23 protein-coding genes and 4 tRNA genes are annotated in these 26,790 nt (G+C 70.1%); 14 read left to right on the top strand and 13 right to left on the bottom strand.

Features of this window, described 5'->3' with window-relative positions; genetic code table 11:
- Positions 1-341: 341 nt before the first annotated feature.
- From hrpA to ACFY01_RS31170, 3 genes are all read left to right on the top strand, one after another.
- Positions 342-4,286 carry an ATP-dependent RNA helicase HrpA gene (gene hrpA / locus ACFY01_RS31180; protein ID WP_390739079.1) on the top strand — a complete coding sequence of 1,315 codons (3,945 nt, stop codon included), beginning with the start codon at positions 342-344 and terminating at the stop codon, positions 4,284-4,286.
- Between the two features lie 94 nt (positions 4,287-4,380).
- Positions 4,381-4,455, top strand: a tRNA-Asp gene (locus tag ACFY01_RS31175).
- Positions 4,456-4,713: 258 nt separating this feature from the next.
- Entirely contained in the window at positions 4,714-4,905 is a 192-nt protein-coding gene (locus tag ACFY01_RS31170; protein ID WP_390739078.1) for a DUF6274 family protein, read from the top strand.
- Positions 4,906-5,316: 411 nt separating this feature from the next.
- On the opposite strand, the gene bldC is transcribed toward ACFY01_RS31170, so the two are convergent.
- Both bldC and ACFY01_RS31160 read right to left on the bottom strand, forming a co-directional pair.
- On the bottom strand, positions 5,317-5,523 hold the full coding sequence (bldC, locus tag ACFY01_RS31165) for a developmental transcriptional regulator BldC (RefSeq protein WP_003949541.1): 207 nt from the start codon (positions 5,521-5,523) through the stop codon (positions 5,317-5,319).
- Positions 5,524-6,064: 541 nt separating this feature from the next.
- The gene (locus ACFY01_RS31160; RefSeq protein ID WP_390739077.1) at positions 6,065-6,925 is read right to left on the bottom strand and encodes a hypothetical protein; all 861 of its coding nucleotides are present in this window, start codon (positions 6,923-6,925) and stop codon (positions 6,065-6,067) included.
- Positions 6,926-7,184: 259 nt separating this feature from the next.
- Between ACFY01_RS31160 and ACFY01_RS31155 the strand changes: the two genes are divergently transcribed.
- Positions 7,185-8,285 carry a Leu/Phe/Val dehydrogenase gene (locus tag ACFY01_RS31155; RefSeq protein WP_390739076.1) on the top strand — a complete coding sequence of 367 codons (1,101 nt, stop codon included), beginning with the start codon at positions 7,185-7,187 and terminating at the stop codon, positions 8,283-8,285.
- Positions 8,286-8,557: 272 nt separating this feature from the next.
- On the top strand, positions 8,558-8,809 hold the full coding sequence (locus ACFY01_RS31150) for a DUF3073 domain-containing protein (protein ID WP_390739075.1): 252 nt from the start codon (positions 8,558-8,560) through the stop codon (positions 8,807-8,809).
- Positions 8,810-8,891: 82 nt separating this feature from the next.
- Here the strand turns inward: ACFY01_RS31150 and purM are convergent, their stop codons facing one another.
- The 5 genes from purM to ACFY01_RS31125 form a co-directional block, all read right to left on the bottom strand.
- A complete protein-coding gene (gene purM, locus ACFY01_RS31145) occupies positions 8,892-9,974 on the bottom strand; it encodes a phosphoribosylformylglycinamidine cyclo-ligase (protein ID WP_390739074.1) in 1,083 nt (360 codons plus the stop codon).
- 33 nt (positions 9,975-10,007) lie between these two features.
- A complete protein-coding gene (gene purF / locus ACFY01_RS31140; RefSeq protein WP_390739073.1) occupies positions 10,008-11,537 on the bottom strand; it encodes an amidophosphoribosyltransferase in 1,530 nt (509 codons plus the stop codon).
- A 201-nt stretch (positions 11,538-11,738) separates the two neighbouring features.
- Entirely contained in the window at positions 11,739-12,197 is a 459-nt protein-coding gene (locus ACFY01_RS31135; protein ID WP_390739072.1) for an META domain-containing protein, read from the bottom strand.
- 51 nt (positions 12,198-12,248) lie between these two features.
- A complete protein-coding gene (locus ACFY01_RS31130; protein WP_390739071.1) occupies positions 12,249-13,046 on the bottom strand; it encodes a sterol carrier family protein in 798 nt (265 codons plus the stop codon).
- A 10-nt stretch (positions 13,047-13,056) separates the two neighbouring features.
- Positions 13,057-13,698, bottom strand: coding sequence for a TetR/AcrR family transcriptional regulator (locus ACFY01_RS31125; RefSeq protein ID WP_390739070.1), 642 nt, complete (start codon positions 13,696-13,698; stop codon positions 13,057-13,059).
- Between the two features lie 96 nt (positions 13,699-13,794).
- On the opposite strand from ACFY01_RS31125, the gene ACFY01_RS31120 reads away from it, so the two are divergent.
- The gene (locus ACFY01_RS31120; RefSeq protein ID WP_390739069.1) at positions 13,795-15,276 is read left to right on the top strand and encodes an MFS transporter; all 1,482 of its coding nucleotides are present in this window, start codon (positions 13,795-13,797) and stop codon (positions 15,274-15,276) included.
- A gap of 10 nt (positions 15,277-15,286) precedes the next feature.
- Here the strand turns inward: ACFY01_RS31120 and ACFY01_RS31115 are convergent, their stop codons facing one another.
- The 4 genes from ACFY01_RS31115 to purS all read right to left on the bottom strand — a co-directional run bounded on the left by ACFY01_RS31115 (position 15,287) and on the right by purS (position 19,141).
- Positions 15,287-15,808: a GNAT family N-acetyltransferase gene (locus tag ACFY01_RS31115; RefSeq protein ID WP_390739068.1), complete on the bottom strand. Its 522-nt coding sequence runs from the start codon at positions 15,806-15,808 to the stop codon at positions 15,287-15,289.
- Positions 15,809-15,945: 137 nt separating this feature from the next.
- Positions 15,946-18,204 carry a phosphoribosylformylglycinamidine synthase subunit PurL gene (gene purL / locus ACFY01_RS31110; protein WP_390739067.1) on the bottom strand — a complete coding sequence of 753 codons (2,259 nt, stop codon included), beginning with the start codon at positions 18,202-18,204 and terminating at the stop codon, positions 15,946-15,948.
- Positions 18,201-18,881 carry a phosphoribosylformylglycinamidine synthase subunit PurQ gene (gene purQ, locus ACFY01_RS31105; protein WP_390739066.1) on the bottom strand — a complete coding sequence of 227 codons (681 nt, stop codon included), beginning with the start codon at positions 18,879-18,881 and terminating at the stop codon, positions 18,201-18,203. The genes purL and purQ overlap by 4 nt, the downstream gene beginning before the upstream one ends.
- A complete protein-coding gene (gene purS / locus ACFY01_RS31100) occupies positions 18,878-19,141 on the bottom strand; it encodes a phosphoribosylformylglycinamidine synthase subunit PurS (protein WP_062041421.1) in 264 nt (87 codons plus the stop codon). The genes purQ and purS overlap by 4 nt, the downstream gene beginning before the upstream one ends.
- A 342-nt stretch (positions 19,142-19,483) precedes the next feature.
- On the opposite strand from purS, the gene ACFY01_RS31095 reads away from it, so the two are divergent.
- From ACFY01_RS31095 to ACFY01_RS31060, 8 genes are all read left to right on the top strand, one after another.
- Complete coding sequence (locus tag ACFY01_RS31095; protein WP_132855081.1) at positions 19,484-19,801, top strand: Lsr2 family protein; 318 nt, start codon at positions 19,484-19,486, stop codon at positions 19,799-19,801.
- 169 nt (positions 19,802-19,970) lie between these two features.
- Positions 19,971-20,042, top strand: a tRNA-Gly gene (locus ACFY01_RS31090).
- 80 nt (positions 20,043-20,122) lie between these two features.
- Positions 20,123-20,198 (top strand) — tRNA-Gly (locus ACFY01_RS31085).
- 120 nt (positions 20,199-20,318) lie between these two features.
- Positions 20,319-21,251, top strand: coding sequence for an ABC transporter ATP-binding protein (locus ACFY01_RS31080; protein WP_390739065.1), 933 nt, complete (start codon positions 20,319-20,321; stop codon positions 21,249-21,251).
- Positions 21,248-22,021, top strand: coding sequence for an ABC transporter permease (locus ACFY01_RS31075; RefSeq protein WP_390739064.1), 774 nt, complete (start codon positions 21,248-21,250; stop codon positions 22,019-22,021). Before ACFY01_RS31080 ends, ACFY01_RS31075 begins: the two co-directional genes overlap by 4 nt.
- A complete protein-coding gene (locus ACFY01_RS31070) occupies positions 22,003-23,319 on the top strand; it encodes a sensor histidine kinase (RefSeq protein WP_390739125.1) in 1,317 nt (438 codons plus the stop codon). The genes ACFY01_RS31075 and ACFY01_RS31070 overlap by 19 nt, the downstream gene beginning before the upstream one ends.
- Positions 23,316-23,936: a response regulator gene (locus ACFY01_RS31065; RefSeq protein WP_390739063.1), complete on the top strand. Its 621-nt coding sequence runs from the start codon at positions 23,316-23,318 to the stop codon at positions 23,934-23,936. Before ACFY01_RS31070 ends, ACFY01_RS31065 begins: the two co-directional genes overlap by 4 nt.
- A 23-nt stretch (positions 23,937-23,959) precedes the next feature.
- Positions 23,960-24,032 (top strand) — tRNA-Gly (locus ACFY01_RS31060).
- 66 nt (positions 24,033-24,098) lie between these two features.
- Here ACFY01_RS31060 and ACFY01_RS31055 read toward each other — a convergent pair.
- Both ACFY01_RS31055 and ACFY01_RS31050 read right to left on the bottom strand, forming a co-directional pair.
- Complete coding sequence (locus tag ACFY01_RS31055) at positions 24,099-24,998, bottom strand: phosphoribosylaminoimidazolesuccinocarboxamide synthase (protein WP_390739062.1); 900 nt, start codon at positions 24,996-24,998, stop codon at positions 24,099-24,101.
- A 91-nt stretch (positions 24,999-25,089) separates the two neighbouring features.
- A complete protein-coding gene (locus ACFY01_RS31050; RefSeq protein ID WP_390739061.1) occupies positions 25,090-26,601 on the bottom strand; it encodes a N,N-dimethylformamidase beta subunit family domain-containing protein in 1,512 nt (503 codons plus the stop codon).
- Positions 26,602-26,790 lie beyond the last annotated feature (189 nt).

Raw genomic sequence — 26,790 nt, 5'->3', positions numbered from 1 at the left:
GCCGGGGCAAGAACCGCGCAACCCGGCGCGACGGGGTGCCTCCCCCACTCTCGGCATCGCTCGAGCGGGGGGACCCCCAGCGCCCACCCGTGCCGCCCCAGCGGCACGACTGCCCGCAGCCAGCGCGACACGACACCGACGGCGGACCACCCCGCGGGGACCCTCCGCCCCCCGCCCGACGACCGCCCCGCAGCCGCCGACGGCGGTCAGCCCCTGCAAGGGCCACCCGCACCCGGCGACGAGAGTTGTACGGGTGGGCGGGTGGGAAGGAACCCCCTGCTGAACCGCCGGAGGCAAATCGTTAGCCAGGAATTTCGCCGAGGTGAGATCCTGGACCCCGTATGTCTACGCACCCCGCCCCCGCCCTCGGCACCCTCGCCCCCCGCCTGACCGAGCTGTCGCTGCGCGACGCGCACCGGCTCGGGCGCAGGCTCGAGGGCGCGCGCAAGATCCGTAAGCCGGAGGCCCGCGCCGCCGTCCTCGCCGAGATCGAGGCGGAGGTCGGCAAGGCCGAGGCCCGGATGGACGAGCGGCGCTCCCACGTGCCCGCCGTCACCTACCCCGAACAGCTGCCGGTCAGCCAGAAGAAGGACGAGATCGCGGCCGCCATCCGCGATCACCAGGTCGTCATCGTCGCCGGTGAGACCGGTTCGGGTAAGACCACCCAGATCCCGAAGATCTGTCTCGAACTGGGGCGCGGCGTCCGCGGCATGATCGGCCACACCCAGCCCAGGCGGATCGCCGCCCGGACCGTGGCCGAGCGCGTCGCCGAGGAGATGGACACGCCCCTCGGTGAGGCCGTCGGCTGGAAGGTGCGCTTCACCGACCAGGTGAACCCGGACGCGACCTTCATCAAGCTGATGACGGACGGCATCCTGCTCGCCGAGATCCAGACCGACCGCGAGCTGCGCGCCTACGACACGATCATCATCGACGAGGCCCACGAGCGGTCCCTGAACATCGACTTCCTGCTCGGCTACCTCGCCCAGCTGCTGCCGCGCAGGCCGGACCTCAAGGTCGTCATCACCTCCGCCACCATCGACCCCGAGCGCTTCTCCCGGCACTTCGGCGACGCGCCGATCATCGAGGTCAGCGGCCGGACGTATCCGGTGGAGGTGCGCTACCGGCCGCTCCTCGAAGAGGACTCGGAGGACGCGGACCGGGACCAGATCACGGCGATCACCGACGCCGTCGAGGAACTCATGGCCGAGGGTAAGGGCGACATCCTCGTCTTCCTCTCCGGTGAGCGGGAGATCCGGGACACCGCCGACGCCCTCAGCAAGAAGCAGTACCGCTTCACGGAGATCCTGCCCCTGTACGCCCGGCTCTCCCACGCCGAGCAGCACCGCGTCTTCCAGCAGCACACCGGCCGCAGGATCGTTCTCGCGACGAACGTGGCGGAGACGTCCCTGACCGTCCCCGGCATCAAGTACGTCATCGACCCCGGCTTCGCCCGGATCAGCCGCTACAGCCACCGCACGAAGGTGCAGCGGCTGCCCATCGAGCCGATCTCGCAGGCCAGCGCCAACCAGCGCAAGGGCCGCTGCGGTCGTACGTCCGACGGTATCTGCATCCGCCTCTACACCGAGGACGACTTCCTCGCCCGTCCGGAGTTCACGGACGCGGAGATCCTCCGTACGAACCTGGCCTCCGTCATCCTCCAGATGACCGCGGCCGGCCTCGGTGACATCGAGAAGTTCCCCTTCATCGACCCGCCGGACCACCGCAACATCCGCGACGGCGTGCAGTTGCTCCAGGAACTGCACGCACTGGACCCGGCGCAGAAGGACCCGCGCAAGCGTCTGACGGACACCGGCCGCAAGCTCGCCCAGCTGCCCGTCGACCCACGTCTGGCGCGCATGGTGCTGGAGGCGGAGAAGAACGGCTGTGTCCGCGAGGTCATGGTGATCGCCGCCGCGCTGTCCATCCAGGACCCGCGCGAACGCCCCGCCGACAAACAGACCCAGGCCGACCAGCAGCACGCCCGCTTCAAGGACGAGACCAGCGACTTCCTCGCCTACCTCAACCTGTGGCGGTACGTACGCGAGCAGCAGAAGGAACGGGGATCCAGCTCCTTCAGGCGGATGTGCAAGCAGGAGTACCTGAACTTCCTGCGCATCCGGGAGTGGCAGGACATCTACACGCAGCTGCGTACGGTCGCCAAGCAGATGGGCATCCACCTCAACGACCAGGACGCCCCGGGCGACCGCATCCACGTCTCCCTCCTCGCCGGTTTGCTTTCGCACATCGGCATGAAGGACGTGAAGGACGGCGCGAAGAACGAGTATCTGGGCGCGCGCAGCGCCAAGTTCGCGATTTTCCCGGGCTCGGCGCTGTTCAAGAAGACGCCCCGGTTCGTCATGTCCGCCGAGCTGGTGGAGACCTCCCGGCTCTGGGCCCGGGTCAACGCGAAGATCGAACCCGAGTGGGTCGAGCCGCTCGCCGGCCACCTGCTGAAGCGGACGTACAGCGAACCGCACTGGGAGAAGGACCAGGCGGCCGTGATGGCGTACGAGAAGGTCACGCTGTACGGCGTGCCGATCGTCGCCGACCGGAAGGTCAACTACGGCCGTGTCGACCCGGAGGTCAGCCGCGAGCTGTTCATCCGGAACGCGCTGGTCGAGGGCGACTGGCGGACGCACCACAAATTCTTCGCCGACAACCGCCGGCTCCTCAGCGAGGTCGAGGAGCTGGAGCACCGGGCGCGGCGCCGGGACATCGTGGTCGACGACGAGACGCTGTTCGACTTCTACGACCAGCGGGTGCCGGAACACGTCGTGTCCGGCGCCCACTTCGACTCCTGGTGGAAGCGGAAGCGGCACGAGCAGCCGGAGTTCCTGGACTTCGAGCGGGAGATGCTCATCCGGGAGTCGGCGGAGGCGGTCACCAAGGCCGCCTACCCGGACTCCTGGCGCCAGGGCCCGCTCAAGTTCCGTGTCACGTACCAGTTCGAGCCGGGCGCGGACGCCGACGGTGTCACGGTCCACATCCCCCTCCAGGTCCTGAACCAGGTCACGGACGAGGGCTTCGACTGGCAGATCCCGGGTCAGCGGGAGGAGCTGGTGACGGAGCTGATCCGTTCCCTGCCCAAGCCGATCCGCCGCCACTACGTGCCCGCGCCGAACTACGCGAAGGCCTTCCTTCAGAAGGCGACGCCGCTCGCCGAGCCCCTCACCACGACCATGGCGCGTGAGCTGAGGCTCATGGTCGGCGTGCCCTTCGAGGCCGACGACTTCGACTGGTCGAGGGTCCCCGACCACCTGAGGATCACCTTCCGGATCGTCGACGAGCGACGGCGGAAGCTGGCGGAGGACAAGGACCTTCAGGCGCTGAAGCTGCGCCTGAAGCCGAAGGCGAGGCAGGCCATCTCGCAGGCCGCGGCGGCCACCGCCTCTCGCCAGGGCGGGGAGTCCCTGGAGCGCGAGGGCCTCACCGACTGGACCATCGGCACGCTCAGCCGGGTCTTCGAGACCCGCCGGGCCGGCCAGCCGGTGAAGGCGTACCCGGCGCTGGTGGACGACGGCGACACCGTCTCGGTCCGGCTCTTCGACACGGAGGCGGAGCAGGCGGAGGCCATGTGGAAGGGCACCCGCCGCCTCATCCTGCGCAACATCCCGGTGAACCCGGCGAAGTTCGCGTCCGAGAAGCTGACCAACGCGCAGAAGCTGGGGCTGTCCGCGAACCCCCACGGTTCGATCCAGGCCCTCTTCGACGACTGCGCGATGGCGGCGGCGGACAAGCTGATGGGGGACTTCGGGGGGCCGGCGTGGGACGAGGAGTCGTACCGCAAGCTCTACGACAAGGTGCGCGCGGAGATCGTCGACACGACCGTGCGGACCGTGGGCCAGGTGCAGCAGGTGCTGGCCGCCTGGCAGGCCTGTGAGCGGCGTCTGAAGTCCGTGCGCAGCCCTTCCCTGCTGGCCAATCTGACGGACGTGCGCAAGCAGTTGGACGCCCTCGTGAAGCCCGGCTTCGTGACCTGGGCGGGCATTCGGCGCCTGCCCGACCTCATGCGGTACCTGGTGGCCGCGGACCGGCGGCTCCAGCAGATGCCGACGAACGTCCAGCGGGACATCACGCGCATGCAGAAGGTCCACGAGATGCAGGACGAGTACGCCTGGCTCCTGGAACAGCTTCCCCAGGGCCGCCCTGTCCCCTCCTCCGTCCTGGACATCCGCTGGATGATCGAGGAGCTCCGGGTCAGCTACTTCGCCCACGCGCTGGGCACGGCGTACCCCGTCTCGGACAAGCGGATCGTGAAGGCGATCGACGCGGCTGTCCCGTAGTCGCCCACGTACGGAGGGTGAGTTCGACCAGGACCCTCACCCTCCTGTACAGTCTCTTCTCGCAGCGCAACGCAGCAAAAGCGCCGCGAAACCTGGTCCTGTGGAGCAGTTTGGAGTGCTCGCCACCCTGTCAAGGTGGAGGCCGCGGGTTCAAATCCCGTCAGGACCGCAACAAGAAGAGGCCCGCATCCCGCAAGGGACGCGGGCCTCTCTCATGCCCGCCTCCACCCCTGTCGATGCCGGCCGGCGTAATTCAGCCCGTCCGGCGCTCGAGGACGAGGCCGTTCAGGCCGAAAGCGGGGGCCTGGGGGCGGCAGCCCCCAGCAGGCGGCCACGCGGGCGCCCCGCGGCGGTCTTGACGGCGTCACATTCCGCCGGTACCCCAGAAACCAGGGCTCGGTCCCCCGAGCGGCTCCGGAGGTGGCGTATGGCGGCATCGGCCAGGCACGAGACGCGGGCGCTGCTCAGGGCGCACCTGTCGGCCGCCACGTCCTACCGGCATCTCACGCGCCACTGCCCGATCTGCCACCGCTTACTGCGCTTGGCCCTGGATTCCGCCCCGCGCGGCGCACAGGCCCCGGACGAGGCAGCCGAGGACGAAAACCCGTCCAGGGCTTGACTGTTAGCGCACATACGCCAGTGGCAACAAGCACTCTGGCATGTGACGGGTGTCACCGCATGAGTTTCCGGAACCGAGGTATTTACACACCTCCTACAACTGGTCAATTTAATATGTGCAATTGCACCAGCCCGGAGGGTCGGCCACAGCGGATCCGACAGCGCCCCCCAGAGACCGACAAGCCCGCTCACAGGGACCCCGCACACACCCGGTTCAGCGCACAAAAAAGATCGCGCTGGACCCGGCGGAGTCCAGCGCGATCTACGACGCACCCTGTGTCGCTTGCCCAGAAAGTTCTGTTCGGCTTGGGAGAGGGGCCTGTTGGGGCAGGTCCCGCGTCGCTTGGAGCCAGGGTTTCGGGCGCCTCGGCCGGTTGGGGGAACCTGCCGCAGTGCCCGGTTATTCAGTTGTTCAGGCCTCGCTGCGCTGCTGCGGGATGCCCGCGAGCAGAGCGCGGACCTCGGCCTCGCGGTAGCGGCGGTGCCCGCCGAGCGTACGGATCGACGTGAGCTTGCCGGCCTTCGCCCACCGCGTGACCGTCTTGGGGTCGACACGGAACATGGTGGCGACCTCAGCCGGGGTCAGCAGCGGCTCGGCATCAGGGGTGCGAGCGGTCATGAGCGGCCTCCTCGGGAGAACCGAACCTTCTCGGTTCTTTCCTCTAAATTCTGCACCTTGACCCGCGTTGCCCGAAATGGCGGACGCGAGTCGAGTCGGTTATAGGACGAACGGCTTGTCCTCGGCACTACAACTACACCATCTGTCCAGCCGCGTCGGCCAAACCGATGGAATTGCCCTCCCAGGTGTTCATCAGCGACGGAAGCCGATGGACCATGCCATAGCGGACAGTCACGCCTCTGTGACGATCAGTCACAGGGGCGATCAGGAGTCACCAGACCCCCCAAAGCAGTGCAATGCTGAGATTTCCCCCCACAATCAAGCACAAGTGGACGGAGGAGCCCTCCCCGGACTCCTTGTCCTATTTTGGCATGAGGGGGGGCAAGTGACGCAAGGGTGGTGTACGTGCGGTCCATCACCCTTGTGCCGCCCTCGGAACAAACGCCCGGATCGAGACCAACGTCCCGTCAGGTCACCAAGGTGGCGTTACCGTACGCTGTTCGACGCGGAATCGGCCGTGACGTACGTCACTTACGCCCCGTCAGTTCGCGGAACGCCTGTCCCGCACCGACCGCCAGCGCTCCACGAGCCGCCCGTACGCCTCCCCGGCGGCGGCCCCGTCCCCCCGGCGCAGCGCGTCGATGCCCTCGGCCACGTCGGCCGCCGAGTGGTCGCCCTCCAGCTCGCCGGCGGGCAGCACATGCACCAGGCCGCCGTAGTCCAGCTCCACCAGCGAGCGCGGGTGGAACTCCTCCAGCCAGCGGCCCACGTCCACCAGGCCGTCGATCAGCGGCCCCTCCTCGATGGCGTCCTTCAGCGCGCGCAGCCCGCGCGCCACCCGTCGCCGGGCCTGGACCATGGGTGTGCGGTAGCGCAGCACGGGCGGTTCGGCGCCGGCCGCCCCGGGGTCCCCGGTGCCCTTGGCGTACTCCCGCTCCGCATCGGAGACCAGGACGAACCAGTTGATCGGCACCTGCCAGGTCGCGGTGCGGATCCAGGGGCGGGCGTCCGGGTTGCGGGCGAGCCAGCGCTCGTAGTCCCGCGCGGCCTGCTGGCGTACGACCGGGGGCAGCGCCGCGTCCAGGACCGGCGGCGGCAGCTCCTCGGCGAGATCACCGAGCGCCTGCCAGCCGCGCAGCCGGGTCCGCCAGGGGCAGACGCAGACCACGCCGTCCACATCGAGGACGAAGGCGTCGCCGCTCTCGTGCACCGGCACCGGGACCGGCGGGGTGGGCAGCAGGTCGGCCAGGGAGCGGCGGAGCTCGTCCTGGTAGGAGGGGCGGTCGGAACGCCGGGCGTACCGCGCCCAGTGGCCGCGCTCCGGCTCGGGGAAGGCGGCCAGCGGTTCGTACACGCGCAGGTACGTGGCGTAGGGGACGACCACCGAGGACACCTTGGGCACGCCTGCTCCCTCCCCACCGGATTCGGCTCGAAACCCTCGCGGGACGGGCACGGGATCCGCACGAGAAGGCCTCGACGCGGACGGGAACCACTGCAAATCGTGCCACGCCGATACGTGCGCGAAGGGCACCGGAGAGTGATCCTGAACACTGCGCGGATGGCGCGCGGGCACAGGCTCTACGCTCATGCCAAGCACCCGCCACCCGCACGGGAGCTGGTCTCAAGGACCACCGCCGCTACTCGCTTCAGGAGTCACCACAGTGACCGACGTAACCGGCGCACCTGCTGATGTACTGCACACCCTGTTCCACTCGGACCAGGGCGGTCATGAGCAAGTCGTGCTCTGCCAGGACCGCGCCAGCGGACTCAAGGCCGTCATCGCCATCCACTCCACCGCCCTGGGCCCCGCGCTCGGCGGTACGCGCTTCTACCCGTACGCGACCGAGGCGGAGGCCGTCGCCGACGCCCTCAACCTCGCGCGCGGGATGTCGTACAAGAACGCCATGGCCGGTCTCGACCACGGCGGCGGCAAGGCCGTGATCATCGGCGATCCCGAGCGCCACAAGACCGAGGAGCTGCTGCTCGCCTACGGTCGGTTCGTGGCCTCGCTCGGCGGGCGGTACGTCACCGCCTGCGACGTCGGCACGTACGTGGCCGACATGGACGTCGTGGCGCGCGAGTGCCGCTGGACGACGGGCCGCTCCCCGGAGAACGGCGGGGCCGGCGACTCCTCCGTGCTCACCGCCTTCGGCGTCTACCAGGGCATGCGGGCCTCCGCCCAGCACCTGTGGGGCGACCCCTCGCTGCGCGGCCGCAGGGTCGGCATCGCGGGCGTCGGCAAGGTCGGGCACCACCTGGTCCGGCACCTGCGGGACGAGGGCGCCGAGGTCGTGGTCACGGACGTGCGCGCGGACGCCGTACAGCGCGTCCTGGGCCAGTACACCGAGGGCGTCACGGCCGTCGCGGACACTCAGGCGCTGATCCGCGTCGAGGGTCTCGACATCTACGCCCCCTGCGCGCTCGGCGGGGCGCTGAACGACGACAGCGTGCCCGCGCTGACCGCCAAGGTGGTGTGCGGCGCCGCCAACAACCAGCTCGCCCACCCGGGCGTGGAGAAGGACCTCGCCGACCGCGGGATCCTCTACGCGCCGGACTACGTGGTGAACGCCGGCGGGGTCATCCAGGTGGCCGACGAGCTGCACGGGTTCGACTTCGACCGGTGCAAGGCGAAGGCGGCGAAGATCTTCGACACCACGCTAGCCATATTCGCACGTGCGAAGGAAGACGGTATTCCGCCGGCCGCCGCGGCCGACCGGATCGCCGAGCAGCGGATGGCCGAAGGCAGGGCTTCGCACAGCTGAGCGGTACCCGTCGGCGGGAACTTCGAGAGAACTCTCACTTCCGTCGGCGGGTCGCCCCCGGATAAGTGGTTAAAATCGCCACTGACCAGCAAGGACGGGGCATCTCGAAGCTCCTGTGCACACGCGCGTGCTGCGGGCGACGTACCGTATGGGCGCGGGCTCAGGTACCGTGGAAGCCCTACGGACCGGCTCTCCACGGAGGGTCCGTTCCGGATCATGAACGCGTGTCAGACTCTGGGGCCGTCGAGCCCCGTCACCGAGGGGGTCGAGCCATGGGGCGCGGCCGGGCCAAGGCCAAGCAGACAAAGGTCGCCCGCCAGCTGAAGTACAACAGCGGTGGGACTGACCTGTCACGTCTGGCCAGTGAACTGGGCGCATCGACTTCGAGCCAGCCGCCGAACGGCGAGCCGTTCGAGGACGATGAAGATGACGAGGACGATCTTTACTCTCGATACGCCGACCTCTATGAGGACGACGACGAGGGTGAGGATGAGGGTCCTTCACAACACCGTCGCGGCGCTTGACCTTGCACTGAGCACTCACCCGGTCGGTGGCTCTGCCACCGACCGGGTTCTGTGCTACCCGCAGGTCCGGACGGCGGCGCCGTCAGGCTGAGTACGTGCCGACCAGCTCGGCGCCGGTCTCCTTGTCGCCACGGTCGGTGATCTCGCCCGCCACCCAGGCTTCGACCCCGCGGTCGGCCAGCGTCGCGAGGGCGACGTCCGCCGATTCCTCGGGCACGATCGCGATCATGCCCACGCCCATGTTGAGGGTCTTCTCCAGCTCGAGGCGCTCGACGTCACCGGTCCTGCCGACGAGGTCGAAGACCGGGCCCGGCGTCCAGGTGGAGCGGTCGACGGTCGCGTGCAGTGTGTCCGGGATCACCCGGGCCAGGTTGGCGGCCAGCCCGCCGCCGGTGACGTGGCTGAAGGCGTGCACCTCGGCGGTCCGGGTGAGGGCCAGGCAGTCCAGGGAGTAGATCTTCGTCGGCTCCAGCAGTTCCTCGCCCAGCGTGCGGCCGAACTCCTCGATCCGCGAGTCGAGCGAGAGGCCCGCGGTCTTCAGCAGCACATGGCGGACCAGGGAGTACCCGTTGGAGTGAAGCCCGGAGGCCGCCATGGCGATCACCGCGTCACCCTTACGGATGCGATCCGCGCCGAGCAGCCGGTCGGCCTCCACGACGCCCGTACCGGCGCCCGCGACGTCGAAGTCGTCCTCGCCCAGCAGACCCGGGTGCTCGGCCGTCTCACCGCCCACCAGGGCGCAGCCGGCCAGCACGCAGCCCTCCGCGATGCCCTTGACGATGGCGGCGACCCGCTCGGGGTGGACCTTGCCGACGCAGATGTAGTCGGTCATGAACAGCGGCTCGGCACCGCACACGACGATGTCGTCCATGACCATGGCGACCAGGTCGTGGCCGATGGTGTCGTACACGCCCAGCTGCCGGGCGATGTCGACCTTGGTGCCGACGCCGTCCGTGGCGGAGGCGAGCAGCGGGCGTTCGTAGCGCTTGAGGGCGGAGGCGTCGAAGAGCCCGGCGAAGCCGCCGATGCCGCCGAGGACCTCGGGGCGCCGGGTCTTCTTGACCCATTCCTTCATGAGCTCCACCGCGCGGTCGCCCGCCTCGATGTCGACGCCCGCGCTCGCGTAGCTGGCGCCGCCCACGGCATTACTGGTCTCGGAAGACATGACCTTGAGAACTTTCGTGTCGTACGACGGGGCTTACGGGCGGCGGATCGCGTCGGACGCGGCCGTGGCCGCCGGACCGGCCGCCAGCTCGGTCTCCAGCAGCTGCTTGCCGAGCAGCTCGGGATCCGGGAGCTCCATCGGGTACTCGCCGTCGAAGCAGGCGCGGCACAGGTTCGGCTTGGCGATGGTGGTCGCCTCGATCATGCCGTCGATGGAGATGTACGCCAGCGAGTCGGCGCCCAGCGAGGTGCCGATCTCGTCGATGGTCATGCCGTTGGCGATGAGCTCGGCGCGGGTGGCGAAGTCGATGCCGAAGAAGCAGGGCCACTTCACGGGCGGCGAGGAGATCCGGATGTGGACCTCGGCGGCGCCCGCCTCGCGGAGCATCCGGACCAGGGCACGCTGGGTGTTGCCGCGCACGATGGAGTCGTCGACGACGACCAGGCGCTTGCCCTTGATGACTTCCTTCAGCGGGTTCAGCTTCAGCCGGATACCGAGCTGGCGGATCGTCTGCGAGGGCTGGATGAAGGTCCGGCCGACGTAGGCGTTCTTGACCAGGCCGCTGCCGAAGGGGATGCCGCTGGCCTCGGCGTAGCCGATGGCCGCCGGTGTGCCGGACTCCGGGGTCGCTATGACCAGGTCGGCCTCTACCGGGGCCTCCTTCGCCAGGCGGCGGCCCATCTCGACGCGCGAGAGGTAGACGTTGCGGCCGGCGATGTCGGTGTCCGGGCGGGCCAGGTACACGTACTCGAAGACACAGCCCTTGGGCTTCGCTTCCGCGAACCGGGAGGTGCGCAGGCCGTTCTCGTCGATGGCGACGAACTCGCCCGGCTCGATCTCCCGGACGAAACTGGCGCCGCAGATGTCGAGGGCGGCGGACTCCGAGGCGACGACCCAGCCGCGCTCGAGGCGGCCGAGGACCAGCGGGCGGATGCCCTGCGGGTCGCGGGCGGCGTACAGGGTGTGCTCGTCCATGAAGACGAGGGAGAAGGCGCCGCGGACCTTCGGCAGGACCGCGTGGGCGGCTTCCTCGATGGTCAGCGGCTTGCCGTCGTCGTCGACCTGGGCCGCGAGGAGCGCGGTGAGCAGGTCGGTGTCGTTGGTGGCCGCGACCCGCGTGGAACGCCCGTTGGTGTCCTTGGGCAGGTCGGCGACCATCTCGGCGAGCTGCGCCGTGTTGACCAGGTTGCCGTTGTGGCCGAGCGCGATGGAACCGTGCGCGGTGGCCCGGAACGTCGGCTGGGCGTTCTCCCACACGGAGGCGCCAGTGGTCGAGTAGCGGGCGTGTCCGACCGCGATGTGACCCTGGAGCGAACCGAGCGAGGTCTCGTCGAAGACCTGGGAGACGAGGCCCATGTCCTTGAAGACGAGGATCTGGGAGCCGTTGCTGACCGCGATTCCCGCGGATTCCTGACCCCGGTGCTGGAGGGCGTAGAGCCCGAAGTACGTGAGCTTTGCGACCTCTTCACCCGGAGCCCAGACACCGAAGACGCCACACGCGTCCTGGGGGCCCTTCTCACCGGGGAGCAGATCGTGATTGAGTCGACCGTCACCACGTGGCACGCTCCCGAGTGTAGGCGAGGTCGACCACTGGTCCGAATTGGGGATACGTGCCCGTAACCGGGCAGGCGGTGTCGATCACCTTGGGGCTTTCTGCGTTCCCCCTGGTCAGAGCGGTGCAGCCGCAAGCGGCTCCGCTTCCGCGCCCGCCGTGGGACGCCGTCGCGGGGCTCTCGTACCCGTACATGAGTGAGCTGTCGCACATCATTCGGGTGTGCCGCGGGTGAGGTGCACGCGGTCGCCGTGACTGTTGGTGACGGTGAGCTTCCCGTGGTCGGTACTGGCGGTGAGGGTCTGGCCGGCGATCACCCGGGCGAGGGTGCGCTCGAAGGTCATACGGGGGCGGTCGCAGGCCATCCGGGTGGTGCGCAGGTCCCCGAAGGTGATCCGGTCGCCGTGGACGGCGGCCCGGGCGCTGAACTGGTTGCAGCCGAGGTTTCCGGCCGCCTTGCCGCCCTCGTCGACGCGGAGGCGGGCGGAGGCGGGGGCGCGGAGGGCGGTGCCGTCGGCGGTGACGCCGGTGACGTGCCAGTCGACGCCGGTGACCGGTTCCCGGACCGCCACCGAGCCGCTGCCCGCCCGTTCGGTGCCGCAGGCCACGGCGAGGGGGACGAAAGCGGCGGCCGCGGTCCGGGTGATGCGCTGCTTCCTGATCCGGTTCATGCCGATTCGACGGGGTTCACACCGGCCCGGTTCCGCGGCACCCGACCCCGCTCACGACATCAACGGCAGCAGGCCCCCGAGGTCCGCCCGCTCCCCGCTCGCACTGACCCGGGCCTCCGCCAGGGCGTCCTTCCAGGCCAGTCGGCCGGTGGCGAGCCGGATCCAGGTCAGCGGGTCGGTCTCGACGACGTTGGGCGGGGTGCCCCGGGTGTGCCGGGGGCCTTCGACGCACTGCACGACGGCGTACGGCGGGACGCGCACCTCGGTGGAGCCGCCGGGGGCCTTCACGGCGAGCGCGTCGGCGAGGACCCGGGTGGTGGCGGCGAGCGCCTGACGGTCGAACGGCACCTCGATGCCGGGCACGGCGGCGTTCAGGTCGTCGGTGTGGACGACGAGTTCCACGGCGCGGGTGACGAGGTAGTCGGCGAGCGGCAGTGCGCCCGCGTTGGTCTTGAGCAACCGGCTCCCGGGGTGGGTGTCGAGCTGCTCGGCAAGGTCGCGGGCGACGCCGTCGAGGTAGGTGTCGAGATCCGGGTGCTGTTCGGCGAGCCGCCGGGTGAACTCGTCGATGGCCGCGGAGTTGGCGGAGGTCGCGAACGGCCAGTCGAGCAGTACGGCGTCCTGCTTCGCCGGTTCCGGCAGACCGAGGGAACGCTCGACGGCCGTGAGTGCCATGCCGATGTGCGCGACCAGTTCCCGTACGGTCCACTCCCCGAGCCGGGTGGGGAGCGCCAACTGCTCGGGGGCGAGCCCGCGGACGGCTTCCCGCACGTGGGCGAGCTGGCCGAGAACCGCCGAACGGGTCTTGGCGGGATCGTACGTCCGGGTGCGCTTCTTGGCCGTGGGCATGACGGGGAGCCTATTGCTTCACGGCGTAACCGCTCAGGCCGTTTTCGATCAGGCCGAAGGCGAGCCGGGCGCGTTCAGCCGCGTCGGCGGCGACCTGGTCGGGACTCTCGCCCTCGGCGATACGGCGGTGGTGCTCCTCGACGAGGGCGTTGCGGGCGGCGCTGAGCGTGGCGGCGGCGACCGTGGCGCACATCAGGTCGCCGGTCTCGGCGGCCAGCAGGTCGGCCAGCTCCCGGGTGCCCTTCTGCGAGGCGACGAAGGCACGTTCCATCAGGACCGGGGTCTCCACGACGAGCTGGCGGACCTGCCGGGCGAAGGGCTCGGGGTTCAGCCCGACCGAGGGGTCGCGCTGCTCGACCATCTCCAGGAACTGCCGGCGCACGGCGTCCACGGCGGACTCACCGGGTTCGCGCTCGCGGACCGCGCGGGCCGCGTCGCCGAAGTGGTCCTCCATGGGCCGGAAGATCAGGTCTTCCTTGGTGCCGAAGTAGTTGAAGACGGTCATCTTCGAGACTTCGGCGGCGTCGGCGACCTCCTGCACGGAGACGTTGTCGAATCCCCGTTCGACGAACAGCTCGACCGCGACCCGGTAGATCCGCCGAGCCGTCTGCATCTTCTTCCGGTCGCGCAGACCCATCACCTGATCAGCCATGACGCCACTGTACCAAGCCGAAATTTAGGTCAGGATGAAATTTAATCTGAGCTGAAACATTGACCGGGTACATAAACTTGCGGCATGGTGCTGCCCATGACCGGAACCCAGCGCAAGATCGGTATGTTCGTCTGCCTCGTCACGATCGTCCTGGCCGTCCTGGACATGCAGATCGTGTCCGCGGCCACCGTCCCGATCGTCCGGGACCTCGACCCCCACCACGGCATCGACAGAATCCCCTGGCTGATCAGCGCCTTCTCGCTGGCGTCGGCCGCGATGCTCCCGCTGTACGGCCGGCTGTGCGACGTACTCGGCGCCAAGCGGGTGTTCCTCGGCGCCATCGGAACCTTCCTGCTCGGCTCGGCGCTGTGCGGAGCCGCCCAGTCCATCGGCCAGCTGATCGCGGCCCGGGCGGTGCAGGGTCTCGGCGCGGGCGGCCTGATGAGCGTGACCATGGTCGTGATGGCCCACCTCAAGGAGCCCGGTGCGAAGAAGGACGGCAAGGGCGCCGGGATGGGCGGGATCGTCTCCGGCGGCGGCATGGCGATCGGGCCCTGGATCGGCGGGGTGCTCTCCGACCACGCGAGCTGGCGCTGGATCTTCTACGTCAACCTGCCGCTGGGCCTCGCCGTCCTGACCGTCGGCGCGCTCGTCCTGAAGCTGCCCCGGCACACGCGCAGCCACTCGATCGACTTCCCCGGTGCCGCCCTCGCCGCCGTCTTCTCCACCGCGCTGCTGCTGGTCACGCAGTGGGGCGGCAAGCAGTACGCCTGGTCCTCACCGCGGATCCTCGGCCTCACCCTCGCCGCAGCGGCCGCGCTCGGCCTGTTCCTGTGGCGTCAGGTCACGGCCGCCGAGCCGATCCTGCCGCTGTCCATGTTCCGCGTCCCGGAGCTGCGCTGGGGCTTCGCCATCCAGGGGCTGGTCGGCGCGGGCATGGCCGGGGCGATGTACTACGTGCTGGTCTACCTCCAGGTCGCGCGCGGCATCGCCAGCTCCTCGGCCGGGCTCTACCTGCTGCCCATGGCGGCCGGCATGGGGGTCGTCGGCGTGGTCGTCGGCAGGCTCACCGAACGCGGCCGGCCCGAGAGGACCTTCGTCATCGGCGGCGCGGCCGTCACCGCGACCGCCTTCCTCCTGCTGTCCACGACCGGCACCGGCACGTCCCTGTGGGTGATCCGCGCCGAACTCCTCCTCTTCGGCATCGGCTTCGGCCAGCTCGTCGGCCAGCTCATCCAGCTGGTCCAGGAAGCGGCCCCCCACCACCAGCTCGGCGTCGCCACCACCGGCATCCGCTTCTTCCAGACCCTCGGTACCGCCCTCGGCGCCGCCCTCTTCGGCACCCTCCTCAGCCGCCTCTACGACGGCCCCGGCGACATCGGCGCCCTGGCCGCCCTGCGGGGCCCGGCACGGGCGGCGGCCGTGTCGGCATACGTCGACGCGATGGACGCCGTGTTCCTGTGCGGAGCGGGCGTGATGGCCCTGTGCGTGGCCCTGGCCCTCCTCCTGCCGAAGCCCCGCCCGACCGAGGCCCCGGGAAACGGACCGTCACCCGCGGTGGACCCCGTCCGGGTCTGAGCGGCGGCTGTCAGGAGGTGAGGTCGGAGCTCGGGGTGATCACCCAGTGGTTGCTGCGGATGACCCGGTCGGCGAAGTCGACGTCGGTCTCGCCGAGGAGGCGGAAGCCGAGGGATCGGCAGATGCCGTTCGAGGGGCCGTTGCTCGTCGCGGGGAAGGCGTGGATGTCCCCCCAGCGGTCCTCGTCCCGGGCCCGTTCCAGGAGGGCGCGGGCGGCGAGCTTGGCGAAGCCGCGGCCCTGGAACTCGGGCAGCACCATCCAGCCGATCTCCGACATCGGCTCCTCGCCGGACTCGCCGGACTCGTGCGACCAGACGCACACATGGCCCGCGACCGTTTCGGGGGCGCCGGGATCAGGGACGATCATCTTGATCCACGAGGTGTCGGCCAGTGCCGCCTCGGCGTCCCTGCGCACCTTGTCCTTCATGCCCTCACTGGGCAACGGCCCGCCGAGGTCCCGCATCATCACGGGGTCGCAGCGCATCCGGACGTACGCGTCCACGTCGTCCGCGGTGACATCACGCAACAGCATCGTCGGTCTCCGTCCTCGGGGTCGCCGAAGAGTGACACGGTTTCCCGTCCGCGGTCCACGAGATGACGGAAGCGGAGACAGAACACGGGCAACGGCCCCACCCGCCGAGACAGATGGGGCCGTCCAGCGAACCGCGCCTACGCCAGCAGCGCCGGAATGGTCCCCTCGTGGGCCTCGCGCAGCTCCTCCAGGGACAGCGTGAACTCGCCCTGGATCTCCACCGTCTCACCGTCCACGACACCGATCCGCGTGGCCGGCAGGCCCCGCGCACCGCACATGTCGTTGAAGCGGACCTCCTCCGAACGCGGCACGGCGACGATCGCGCGGCCCGCGGACTCGGAGAGGAGGAAGGTGAAGGCGTCCAGACCGTCGGGGACGACCAGTCGGGCGCCCTTGCCGCCGAGCAGCGCCGACTCCACGACCGCCTGCACCAGACCGCCGTCGGACAGGTCGTGCGCGGAGTCGATCATGCCGTCGCGGGAGGCGGAGATCAGGATCTCGGCCAGCAGCCGCTCGCGCTCCAGGTCGACCTTCGGGGGCAGACCGCCGAGGTGGTCGTGGACCACCTGCGACCAGGCCGAACCGCCGAACTCCTCACGCGTGTCGCCGAGGAGGTACAGCAGCTGGCCCTCCTCCTGGAAGGCGACCGGCGTGCGGCGCGCGACGTCGTCGATCACGCCGAGGACCGCGACCACGGGCGTCGGGTGGATGGCCGCCTCGCCCGTCTGGTTGTAGAGCGAGACGTTGCCGCCGGTCACCGGGGTGCCGAGCTGCTGACAGCCGTCCGCGAGACCCCGTACCGCCTCCGCGAACTGCCACATCACCGCCGGGTCCTCGGGCGAGCCGAAGTTCAGGCAGTCGGAGACCGCGAGCGGCTTGGCGCCGGTCGTCGCGACGTTGCGGTAGGCCTCCGCGAGGGCCAGCTGCGCGCCCGCGTACGGGTCGAGCTTGGCGTACCGGCCGTTGCCGTCGGTGGCGATCGCCACGCCGAGGCCGGTCTCCTCGTCGACGCGGATCATGCCGGAGTCCTCGGGCTGGGCGAGGACGGTGTTGCCCTGCACGAAGTGGTCGTACTGCGAGGTGATCCACTTCTTCGACGCCTGGTTCGGCGACCCGACCAGCTTGAGGACCTGGTCCTTCAGCTCCTCGGACGTCGCCGGCCGCGGGAGCTTGTTCGCGTCGTCGGCCTGGAGCTCGTCCTGCCAGGACGGGCGGGCGTAGGGGCGCTCGTAGACCGGGCCCTCGTGCGCGACCGTGCGCGGGTCGACGTCGACGATCTTGCCGCCGTGCCAGTAGATCTCGAGGCGGTCGCCGTCGGTCACCTCACCGATGACGGTGGCGATGACGTCCCACTTCTCGCAGATCTCCAGGAACCGCTCGACCTTCTCCGGCTCCACGACCGCACACATGCGCTCCTGCGACTCGCTCATGAGGATCTCCTCGGGCGAGAGCGTGGAGTCGCGCAGCGGTACGTCGTCCAGCGTGACGCGCATGCCGCCGGAACCGTTCGAGGCCAGCTCGGACGTGGCGCAGGACAGGCCGGCCGCGCCGAGGTCCTGGATGCCGACGACCAGCTTCTCCTTGAAGGCCTCCAGGGTGCACTCGATGAGGAGCTTCTCCTGGAAGGGGTCGCCGACCTGGACCGCCGGGCGCTTCGACGGCTTGGCGTCGTCGAAGGTCTCGGACGCCAGGATCGACGCGCCGCCGATGCCGTCGCCGCCGGTACGGGCCCCGTACAGGATGACCTTGTTGCCGGCTCCGGACGCCTTCGCGAGGTGGATGTCCTCGTGCCGCATCACACCGATGGCACCGGCGTTGACCAGCGGGTTGCCCTGGTAGCAGGCGTCGAAGACGACCTCGCCGCCGATGTTGGGCAGGCCCAGGCAGTTGCCGTAGCCGCCGATGCCCGCGACGACACCGGGGAGGACGCGCTTGGTGTCGGGGTGGTCGGCGGCGCCGAAGCGCAGCGGGTCGACCACGGCGACCGGGCGGGCGCCCATCGCGATGATGTCGCGGACGATGCCGCCGACACCCGTGGCCGCGCCCTGGTAGGGCTCGACGTAGGACGGGTGGTTGTGCGACTCCACCTTGAAGGTGACCGCGTAGCCCTGGCCGACGTCGACGACACCGGCGTTCTCGCCGATGCCGACGAGGAGGGCGTCGGACTCGGGGGCCTTCTCGCCGAACTGGCGCAGGTGGACCTTGGAGGACTTGTACGAGCAGTGCTCGGACCACATGACGGAGTACATGGCGAGTTCGGCGCCGGTCGGGCGGCGGCCGAGGATCTCCACGACCCGCTCGTACTCGTCCTTCTTCAGGCCGAGTTCGGCCCAGGGCAGCTCGACGTCGGGGGTCGCGGCCGCGTGCTCGACCGTGTCCAGAGGCGTCCGGCTCATGCGTTGACCAGCTTCTTGAGGATCGAGGTGAAGAAGGGGAGGCCGTCGGTGCGGCCGGACCCGATGAGGGGCTCGACGGCGTGCTCCGGGTGCGGCATCAGGCCCACGACGTTCCCGGCCTCGTTGGTGATGCCGGCGATGTCCCGGAGGGAGCCATTGGGGTTGAAGTCGAGGTACCGGAACGCGACCCGGCCCTCGGCCTCCAGCTTGTCGAGCGTGTACTCGTCGGCGACGTACCGGCCGTCCATGTTCTTCAGCGGAATGTGGATCTCCTGGCCCGCGCGGTAGTCGGTGGTCCAGGAGGTCTCCGCGTTCTCCACCCGCAGCTTCTGGTCGCGGCAGATGAAGTGGAGGTGGTCGTTGCCGAGCATCGCGCCCGGGAGCAGGTGGGCCTCCGTGAGGATCTGGAAGCCGTTGCAGATGCCGAGGACCGGCAGACCGGCCTTCGCCTGTTCGATGAGGGGCTCCATCACCGGCGAGAAGCGGGCGATGGCGCCGGCGCGCAGATAGTCGCCGTAGGAGAAACCTCCGCACAGCACCACGGCGTCGACCTGCTTGAGGTCCTTGTCCTTGTGCCAGAGAGCGACCGGTTCGGCACCCGCGAGACGGATCGCCCGCTGGGTGTCCCGGTCGTCGAGGCTTCCCGGGAAAGTGACGACGCCAATACGAGCGGTCACTTCACGGCCTCCGCGACTTCCTCCACCTTGACGGTGAAGTCCTCGATCACGGTGTTGGCGAGGAAGGATTCGGCAAGATCGTGAATGCGGGCGAGCGCGGCCTCGTCGACCGGCCCGTCAACTTCCAGTTCGAATCGCTTTCCCTGACGTACGTCGGAGATGCCGTCGAAACCCAGGCGCGGCAGTGCGCGCTGCACCGCCTGGCCCTGGGGGTCGAGGATCTCCGGCTTGAGCATGACGTCGACTACGACGCGTGCCACTGGCACTCCCGGTGTGTGGTGCTGAGCAGGTTCCTTCAGACTACCCGCACAAAATTTCTACGCGGGTAGAGTTGTAGGAACCTACGTGAGGGCTGTCACGATCCGGTGTCGGACGGCGACCGGCGCGAAAAATTCTGGGAAAGTTCCGGGATCCACCCGTGACCCCTATTGCGCTCGGACACGCGGACGGATTTAGTCGGGCTTCACTTTGCAATGCCGGGCACTGTACAAATGAATTGGCAATAGTCGATACTTTGCCCAATAACAGGCGGACAGTCGACATCTCCCGGGCGTCTTGGCACGTCATCACCGGCGGGGTGTCGCACGAAGGGACCGATATTCGTGGCGCAGAAGGTCGTGGTCACTCTCTTTGACGACATCGACGGCTCGGAAGCGGCGGAAACGATCGCCTTCGGACTCGACGGCAAGTCGTACGAGATCGACCTGAACCAGGTCAATGCCAAGAAACTGCGTAAGGCTCTTGAGCCCTACGTGACGGCCGGCCGCAAGCGGTCGAAGTCGGGCAAGGCGTACCGCCAGACGGAGGTCGCCCCCGATCCCGCGGCGGTCCGCGCCTGGGCCCAGGCGAACAAGATGGACGTACCCGCGCGCGGCCGCATCCCCAAGAAGGTCTACGAGGCGTTCAGCGCGGCACAGTGACGCCCGCGAGGGGTGGCTCCCAGGGTCCGTCAGCGGGCCCTGGGAGCAGCCGAGTTACGCGGGGGACGGCCCCCGGGAGCAGCCGACTTGCGCAACCCCCCTGCTGGTCAGCTAATGTTCGGAGCACGCCGAGGGGCGAAGCCGAAAGGCTGGAGCCCACGGAGTACATGCGGGTGTAGTTCAGTAGCAGAACATCCCCCTTCCAGGGGGAAGGCGCAGTGTGCAATTCCTGTCACCCGCTCTGCACCGCCGGTCCTGAGCAGCTTGTGGATCAGGTAGGCTGGTGCTCGCACCGATCGGTGGGAGCCGGTCGGGAGCAGTGCGGACGTAGCTCAGTTGGTAGAGCGCAACCTTGCCAAGGTTGAGGTCGCGAGTTCGAGCCTCGTCGTCCGCTCCAGTGAGAAGCCCCGGTCAATGGCCGGGGCTTTTTCGTTCCCTCCAGGCTTCTGACATTTGTCACGCCGAGCCATGACACCGCGCACTGCCGACGCCTCCCGTCCGCCGGGACGCTGAAGGCATGAACAGCGACGAACACGAGCACGTGATCGAGGTCACCGACCTCCGGCGCGTGTACGGGGACGGGTTCGAGGCGGTGCGCGGAATCAGTTTCTCCGTGGCCCGCGGGGAGGTTTTCGCCCTGCTCGGCACCAACGGCGCCGGCAAGACCTCGACGGTCGAACTCCTGGAGGGGCTCGCGGCACCGGCCGGGGGCCGGGTACGTGTCCTCGGCCACGACCCCTACCTGGAGCGGGCCGCCGTACGCCCGCGCACCGGCGTGATGCTCCAGGAGGGCGGCTTCCCCTCCGAACTGACGGTCGCCGAGACCGCGCGGATGTGGGCGGGGTGCACGAGCGGGGCCCGGCCCGAGGGGGAGGCACTGGGCCTGGTCGGGCTGACCGGGAAGGCCGGGGTGCGGGTGAAGCAGCTGTCCGGGGGTGAACGGCGGCGGCTGGACCTCGCGCTGGCCCTGCTCGGCGAGCCGGAAGTCCTGTTCCTGGACGAGCCGACGACCGGCCTGGACGTCGAAGGGCGGCGGGAGACCTGGGAGTTGGTGCGGGCGCTGCGTGACACCGGCACCACCGTGCTGCTGACCACCCACTACCTGGAGGAGGCCGAGGGCCTCGCCGACCGGCTCGCGATCCTGCACGAGGGGCGCGTCGCGGCCGCCGGGACCCCCGCCGAGGTGACCGCCGGGCGGCCCTCGCGGATCTCCTTCGACCTGCCCGAGGGCTACTTCCTCGGGGACCTGCCCCCGCTCGACGGGCTGGGGGTGTGCGGACACGAGGTGACCGGCAGGTCCGTACGGCTGCGCACGCGTGAACTCCAGCGCACGGCGACCGGACTGCTGGTGTGGGCCGAGCGGGCCGGGGTGGAACTGCGCCGGCTGGACGTGCGGTCGGCCTCGCTGGAGGAGGCGTTCCTGGGGATCGCGCGGGAGGTCGCCGTATGAGCGCCCTGGCCCCCGCCGCACGGCGGCTGCGTGCCCTCGCCCGCGCCGAACTCGCCCTGCTCGGCCGCAACCGGGGGGCGGTGACCACCGCGCTGCTCATGCCGCTCGCACTGCCCTTCACCGTGCGGCCGGCGGTCGACCAGATCGACCTCAAGGCCGAGGGACTGACCGTCGGCACGGTGACGCTGACCGCCGCGGTCGGCTTCTCCCTCCTCTTCGCCGTGTACACCTCCCTGGTGAGCGCCTACGTCGCCCGCCGCGAGGAACTGGTCCTCAAACGGCTGCGCACCGGCGAACTCGGCGACGTCGAGATCCTCACCGGCACCGCCCTGCCCGCGGTCGGCCTCGGCCTCGCCCAGTCGCTGCTGCTGGCCGCGGCCTGCACGGCCCTCCTGGACGCCGGGGCGCCCAAGGCCCCGTACCTGACAGTCCTGGGGCTGCTGCTGGGCCTGGTGCTGTCCGCCGCGCTCGCGGCGCTCACCGCCTCCTTCACCAGGACCGCCGAGAGCGCCCAGGTGACCGCGCTGCCGCTGGTGCTGGTCTCCATGATGGGCTCGGGCATGGCGATCCCCACGGAGATCCTGCCCGACCGCCTCGCCTCCGTCTGCGAACTCCTCCCGCTGTCCCCGGCGATCCGGCTGGTCCGCGCCGGCTGGACCGGCGAGCTGAGCGCGTACGAGGTGCTGGGCGCCCTGGCCACCGCGCTGGCCTGGACCGTGGTGGCGGTGTTTGCTGTAGGGCGGTGGTTCCGCTGGGAACCGCGGCGCTGACCTACGGGGGGCAGGACATGCGGGGCACCGCGGACACGGGCAGGCCCGCCGGCTGGTGGCGGCGCAAGAGCACGCCGGAGAAGGTCGAGACGTACACGCGGTGGTCGTTCCACCTCTTCGGCGTGATCGAGGTCGCGGCGATCGGGCTGCCGGTGTTCGGGCAGGTGCGCGCGGGCGTCGCGGGCTGGCTGACGGCCATGGTCACCGTCCACGCGGTGACCGGCTGCGTGACCGCCTCCCGGACGCTGGACTGGACGCGCGGGCGGCGCGGGCGACCGGTGCGGCTGTTGTGGGCGCTCGCCATCCTCACCTACGTATTCGCGAGCGTCGCTCTCGGACTGAAGAAGTACGGGCCCGGGGGACCGGGCATGGAAACCGCCGCCGGAACGGTCTTCGCGGGCGTCCTCACCTTCGGCGCGGGCACCCTGGCGCTGGGTGTGCGCAGGCGGCGGCGCGTGTTCGCGGCCGTGCTCGGATCCGTGTTCGGCGCGAGCGCGACGTCGTTCCCGTTCGGCGCGCCCCTGGCCGAAGTGGTGGTCATGACGTTCGTGGTCGTCATCGGCGCCGGATCCCTCGCCACCACCTGCCTCTTCTCCGTCTGGCTGCTCGACTGCGTCTACGAACTCGACGCCGCCCGCGAGACCCGGGCCCGGCTCGCGGTCGCCGAGGAGCGGCTGCGGTTCGGGCGGGACCTGCACGACGTCCTGGGGCGGAACCTGTCCGTCATCTCGCTGAAGAGCGAACTGGCCGTGCAACTGTCCCGGCGCGGGCGGCCGGAGGCGGTGGAACAGATGATCGAGGTGCAGCGCATCGCGCAGGAGTCCCAGCGGGAGGTGCGGGAGGTCGTACGGGGCTACCGGGAGGCCGATCTCGGCGTGGAACTCCTCGGCGCCCAGGGCGTGTTGACGGCGGCCGGGATCGACTGCGAGGTCACCGGGGACGCCGACGGGCTGCCCCCCGAGGTGCAGTCCGCGCTCGGCTGGGTGGTGCGGGAGGCGACGACGAATGTGCTGCGGCACGGGGACGCGGGGCGGTGCGCGGTGGGACTGCGGGCACGGGAGGGGTCTGTGGTGCTGACGGTCGAGAACGACGGGGTCGCCGGACCCGGCGGGAGCGGCGGGGCCGTCCGCTCCGGCGAGGGCGGCGGTTCGGGGCTCGCCGGGCTGCGGGAACGGCTGGCGGCGGTCGACGGGTCGCTGGAGGCGGGGCCGGTCGGGCCGGACGGGTTCAGGCTGGTCGCGGAAGTGCCCTTGGCGCGTGTGACCGGTGCGGCCGGTGTGAGTGAGGTCGCGTCATGAGTACTCCGACTCCGGTACGACTGCTGCTCGCCGACGACGAGCATCTGATCCGGGGCGCGCTGGCCGCGCTGCTCGCGCTGGAGGACGACCTCCTGGTCGTCGCGGAGGCGGCCACCGGCCCGGAGGCGCTGGCGATGGCGCGGGCCCACGCACCCGATGTGGCGGTCCTGGACCTCCAGATGCCGGGTGCCGACGGTGTGAAGGTCGCCACAGCCCTGCGTGCCGAACTGCCCGGCTGCCAGGTGCTGATCGTCACCGGTCACGGGCGGCCCGGACATCTGAAGAGGGCCCTCGCGGCGGGTGTGCGGGGATTCGTTCCGAAGACGGTCAGTGCGCAGCGGCTCGCGGAGATCATCCGTACCGTGCACGCCGGGAACCGCTATGTCGACCCGGAGTTGGCCGCCGACGCGATCTCCGCCGGGGACTCGCCGCTGACCGCGCGGGAGGCGGAGGTGCTGGAGCTGGCCGCGGACGGGGCGCCGGTCGCGGAGATCGCCGAGCGGGCCGCGCTGTCGCCGGGGACCGTGCGGAACTACCTCTCCTCGGCCGCGACGAAGCTCGGTGCGGAGAACCGGCATACGGCTGTGCGTCTCGCTCGGCAGCGAGGTTGGGTATAGTTGCTCTCGCGCCACGGCGCACTGCGGACGTAGCTCAGTTGGTAGAGCGCAACCTTGCCAAGGTTGAGGTCGCGAGTTCGAGCCTCGTCGTCCGCTCTGATCAAGCCCCCCGGTTTTGCCGGGGGGCTTCTTCGTGTGCCCCTTCGAGCGCTGCTTCCCGCGTTACGACCAGCGGACGCCCGTCAGACGCTCGTACGCCTCCACGTACTTCGCCCGGGTCGCGTCCACGACCTGCTGCGGCAGGGCGGGCGGGGGCTGCTCGCTCCTGCGGTCCCAGCCGGACTCGGCGGAGGTCAGCCAGTCACGGACGAACTGCTTGTCGTACGAGGGCTGCGCACGGCCCGGCTGCCACTGGTCGGCCGGCCAGAAGCGGGAGGAGTCCGGGGTGAGGACCTCGTCGGCGAGGACGAGGGTGTCGCCGTCGAAGCCGAACTCGAACTTGGTGTCGGCCAGGATGATCCCGCGGTCGCGGGCGATGTCCCGGCCGCGGGTGTAGACGGCGAGGGTGGCCTGGCGCAGCCGGGCGGCGGTGTCGGCGCCGACCTGGCGGGCGACCTCCTCGTAGGACACGTTCTCGTCGTGCTCGCCCACCTCGGCCTTGGTGGCGGGGGTGAAGATCGGGGCGGGCAGCTCGGAGCCGTCGACGAGGCCCTCGGGGAGGGCGAGGCCGCAGACCGTGCGGGACTCCTGGTACTCGGCGAGGCCCGAGCCGGTGAGGTAGCCGCGGGCCACGCACTCCACCGGGAGCATCTTCAGGGACTTGCAGACCAGGGTGCGGCCCCGCCAGTCGGCGGGGGCCCCGGCGGGCAGCTCGGTGCTGATCACATGGTTGGGGACCAGGTCGCGCAGCTGGTCGAACCACCACAGGGAGAGCTGGGTGAGGACCCGGCCCTTGTCGGGGATCTCGGTCGGCAGCACCCAGTCGTAGGCGGACAGGCGGTCGCTGGCGACCATCACGAGGTCCCCCGCCTCGTTCTGGTACAGCTCGCGCACCTTGCCGGTGTGCAGATGCACCAGACCCGGAACCTGGATCGGTTCGGGCTTTTCGACGAATCCGGACACGGTTCCTCCCCGTGGTTCTGTCCAATGACTTGATTGTCCCGTATGGGACGGGGGTCGCGGACGGCGGGTCGGTCGTGACGGCGCTCGGCGGTCAGTCGCGCTTGCAGATACGGTCCAGCAGATTGGCGGTGGCGCGCTGGATACGGGGGTCCACGTGGCCGGGGCGGTCCAGGGCCGGAGACCAGGCGAAGGTGCCGGCGGCGAACACCAGGGCGCCGGAGGGGGCGCGGTAGAGGGAGGTCTCCTGGTGGCGCAGCACGCCCTCGCTGTCGGTGTACGGGGAGTGGGAGAGCAGGATGCGCTCCTCGTGCTCGGGGAGCGGGGTGCGCGGGAAGTAGCGGTCGGCCTCGCCGGCGACCATGCCCGCGATCTCGTCGCCCTCGTGCGCGCCCGTCGCCTCCCACAGCCAGTGCTTGGCGTTGCGCACGACCAGGGGATGCGGCTCGGGGACCCGGCCCGCGTACTGGATGCCGACCAACTGCTGCTCGGGGCGGTCGATCTCGCGCCAGAGCACGGGCTTGCCCGGGCCCTTGCGTTTGCGGCAGGTCAGCAGCCGGTCGGGGACGCCGGAGGGGGACGGGCCGAGCTCGACCTGCCAGTACATGGTGTTGGCGGAGAGGAAGACCAGGGAGGTGCCGTTCTCCCGGGCCAGCTCGGCCGTGCGGCGCATCTGCGTCGACCAGTACTCGTCGTGGCCGGGGAAGACCAGGCCCCGGTAGCGGGTGGGGTCGACCCGGCCGGCGTGCAGGTCGCGGGCGTCGGCGTAGGCGATGTCGTAGCCGTAGCGCTCGGCCCAGCGGATGAAGTCGTAGGCGTGACCCACGTGCAGGGGCAGGCCCGCGCCCGCGTAGGGGCGGTCGAAGGAGACCGTGGTCGCGGCGTCGGCCTCGCCCAGCAGGCGGCCCTTCTCGTCCCAGGCGTGGTAGAGGCTGGCGCCGGTGTGGCCGTCCTCCGGGTAGAGGTTGTAGGCCTGCCAGGTGATGTCGGGCAGCAGCAGGAGCAGGTCCGCCGGGTGGTTGTCCCGGACGGTGAACGGCACGTGGGAGCGGTAGCCGTCGGCGGTGGTGAGCACCGCGACGTACGCCCCGATCGTCCAGTACGACGGCACCTGTAGGCGCCAGGAGAGCCACCAGTGGTGGCAGGAGACCGTGCGGTCGGCGGTCAGCGGCGGGGACTGGACGATGCCGGAGAGGCGGGGGCTGGTGGTGATCTTCGCCGCGCCGTCGCCGCCGTAGTGGCCGATGCGGTAGATGTCCACGCTGAACTGCTGGGGCGGGTCGACGGTGATGTGGAAGTCGACGGCCTCGCCGGGCGCGACCGCTCCGGTGGAGGTGAAGCCCTTGATCTGGCTGTGCACGTCGTCGGCGGAGCGCGGACCGCCGCCGGAGGCGCGGGGGGCCGGGACGCGCGGGGTGTCCCGGCCGCCGCGGGCCGTCTGTGTGTGCTGCTGGGTGGTGTCCACGTACCAGGGGACGACGTGTCCGGTGTCGTCGAAGTACGTCTCGCTGCCACGCAGCCAGGGAACAGGGCCCTGCCCGAAGGGGTCCGTGACAGCGTGCGCGAGTGCTCCCGACTCCCAGCGGCGGATGTGGTCCGAGGCCATGGCCGCTCCCCTCCCTCGTGCCCCCGTGATCTCGTCTGTGCGACTCGTACGTGTGCGGCGCTCGTGTGCCTGTCGTATGTCGTATGCGCTTGCCATGCGCGTGGCCGGTCCCAGCACATCACATTCAGCACGCGTACGGTCACTATTCGTTGCGAATTGACCTGAACTGGAAGTGCCCGCTCCGGAAAA

This window comes from Streptomyces sp. NPDC001480, from assembly GCF_042894725.1.
Taxonomy (GTDB): Bacteria; Actinomycetota; Actinomycetes; order Streptomycetales; family Streptomycetaceae; genus Streptomyces.
Note: the sequence above shows the minus strand (reverse complement) of the source record. Positions and strands in the feature narration are given on the sequence as shown.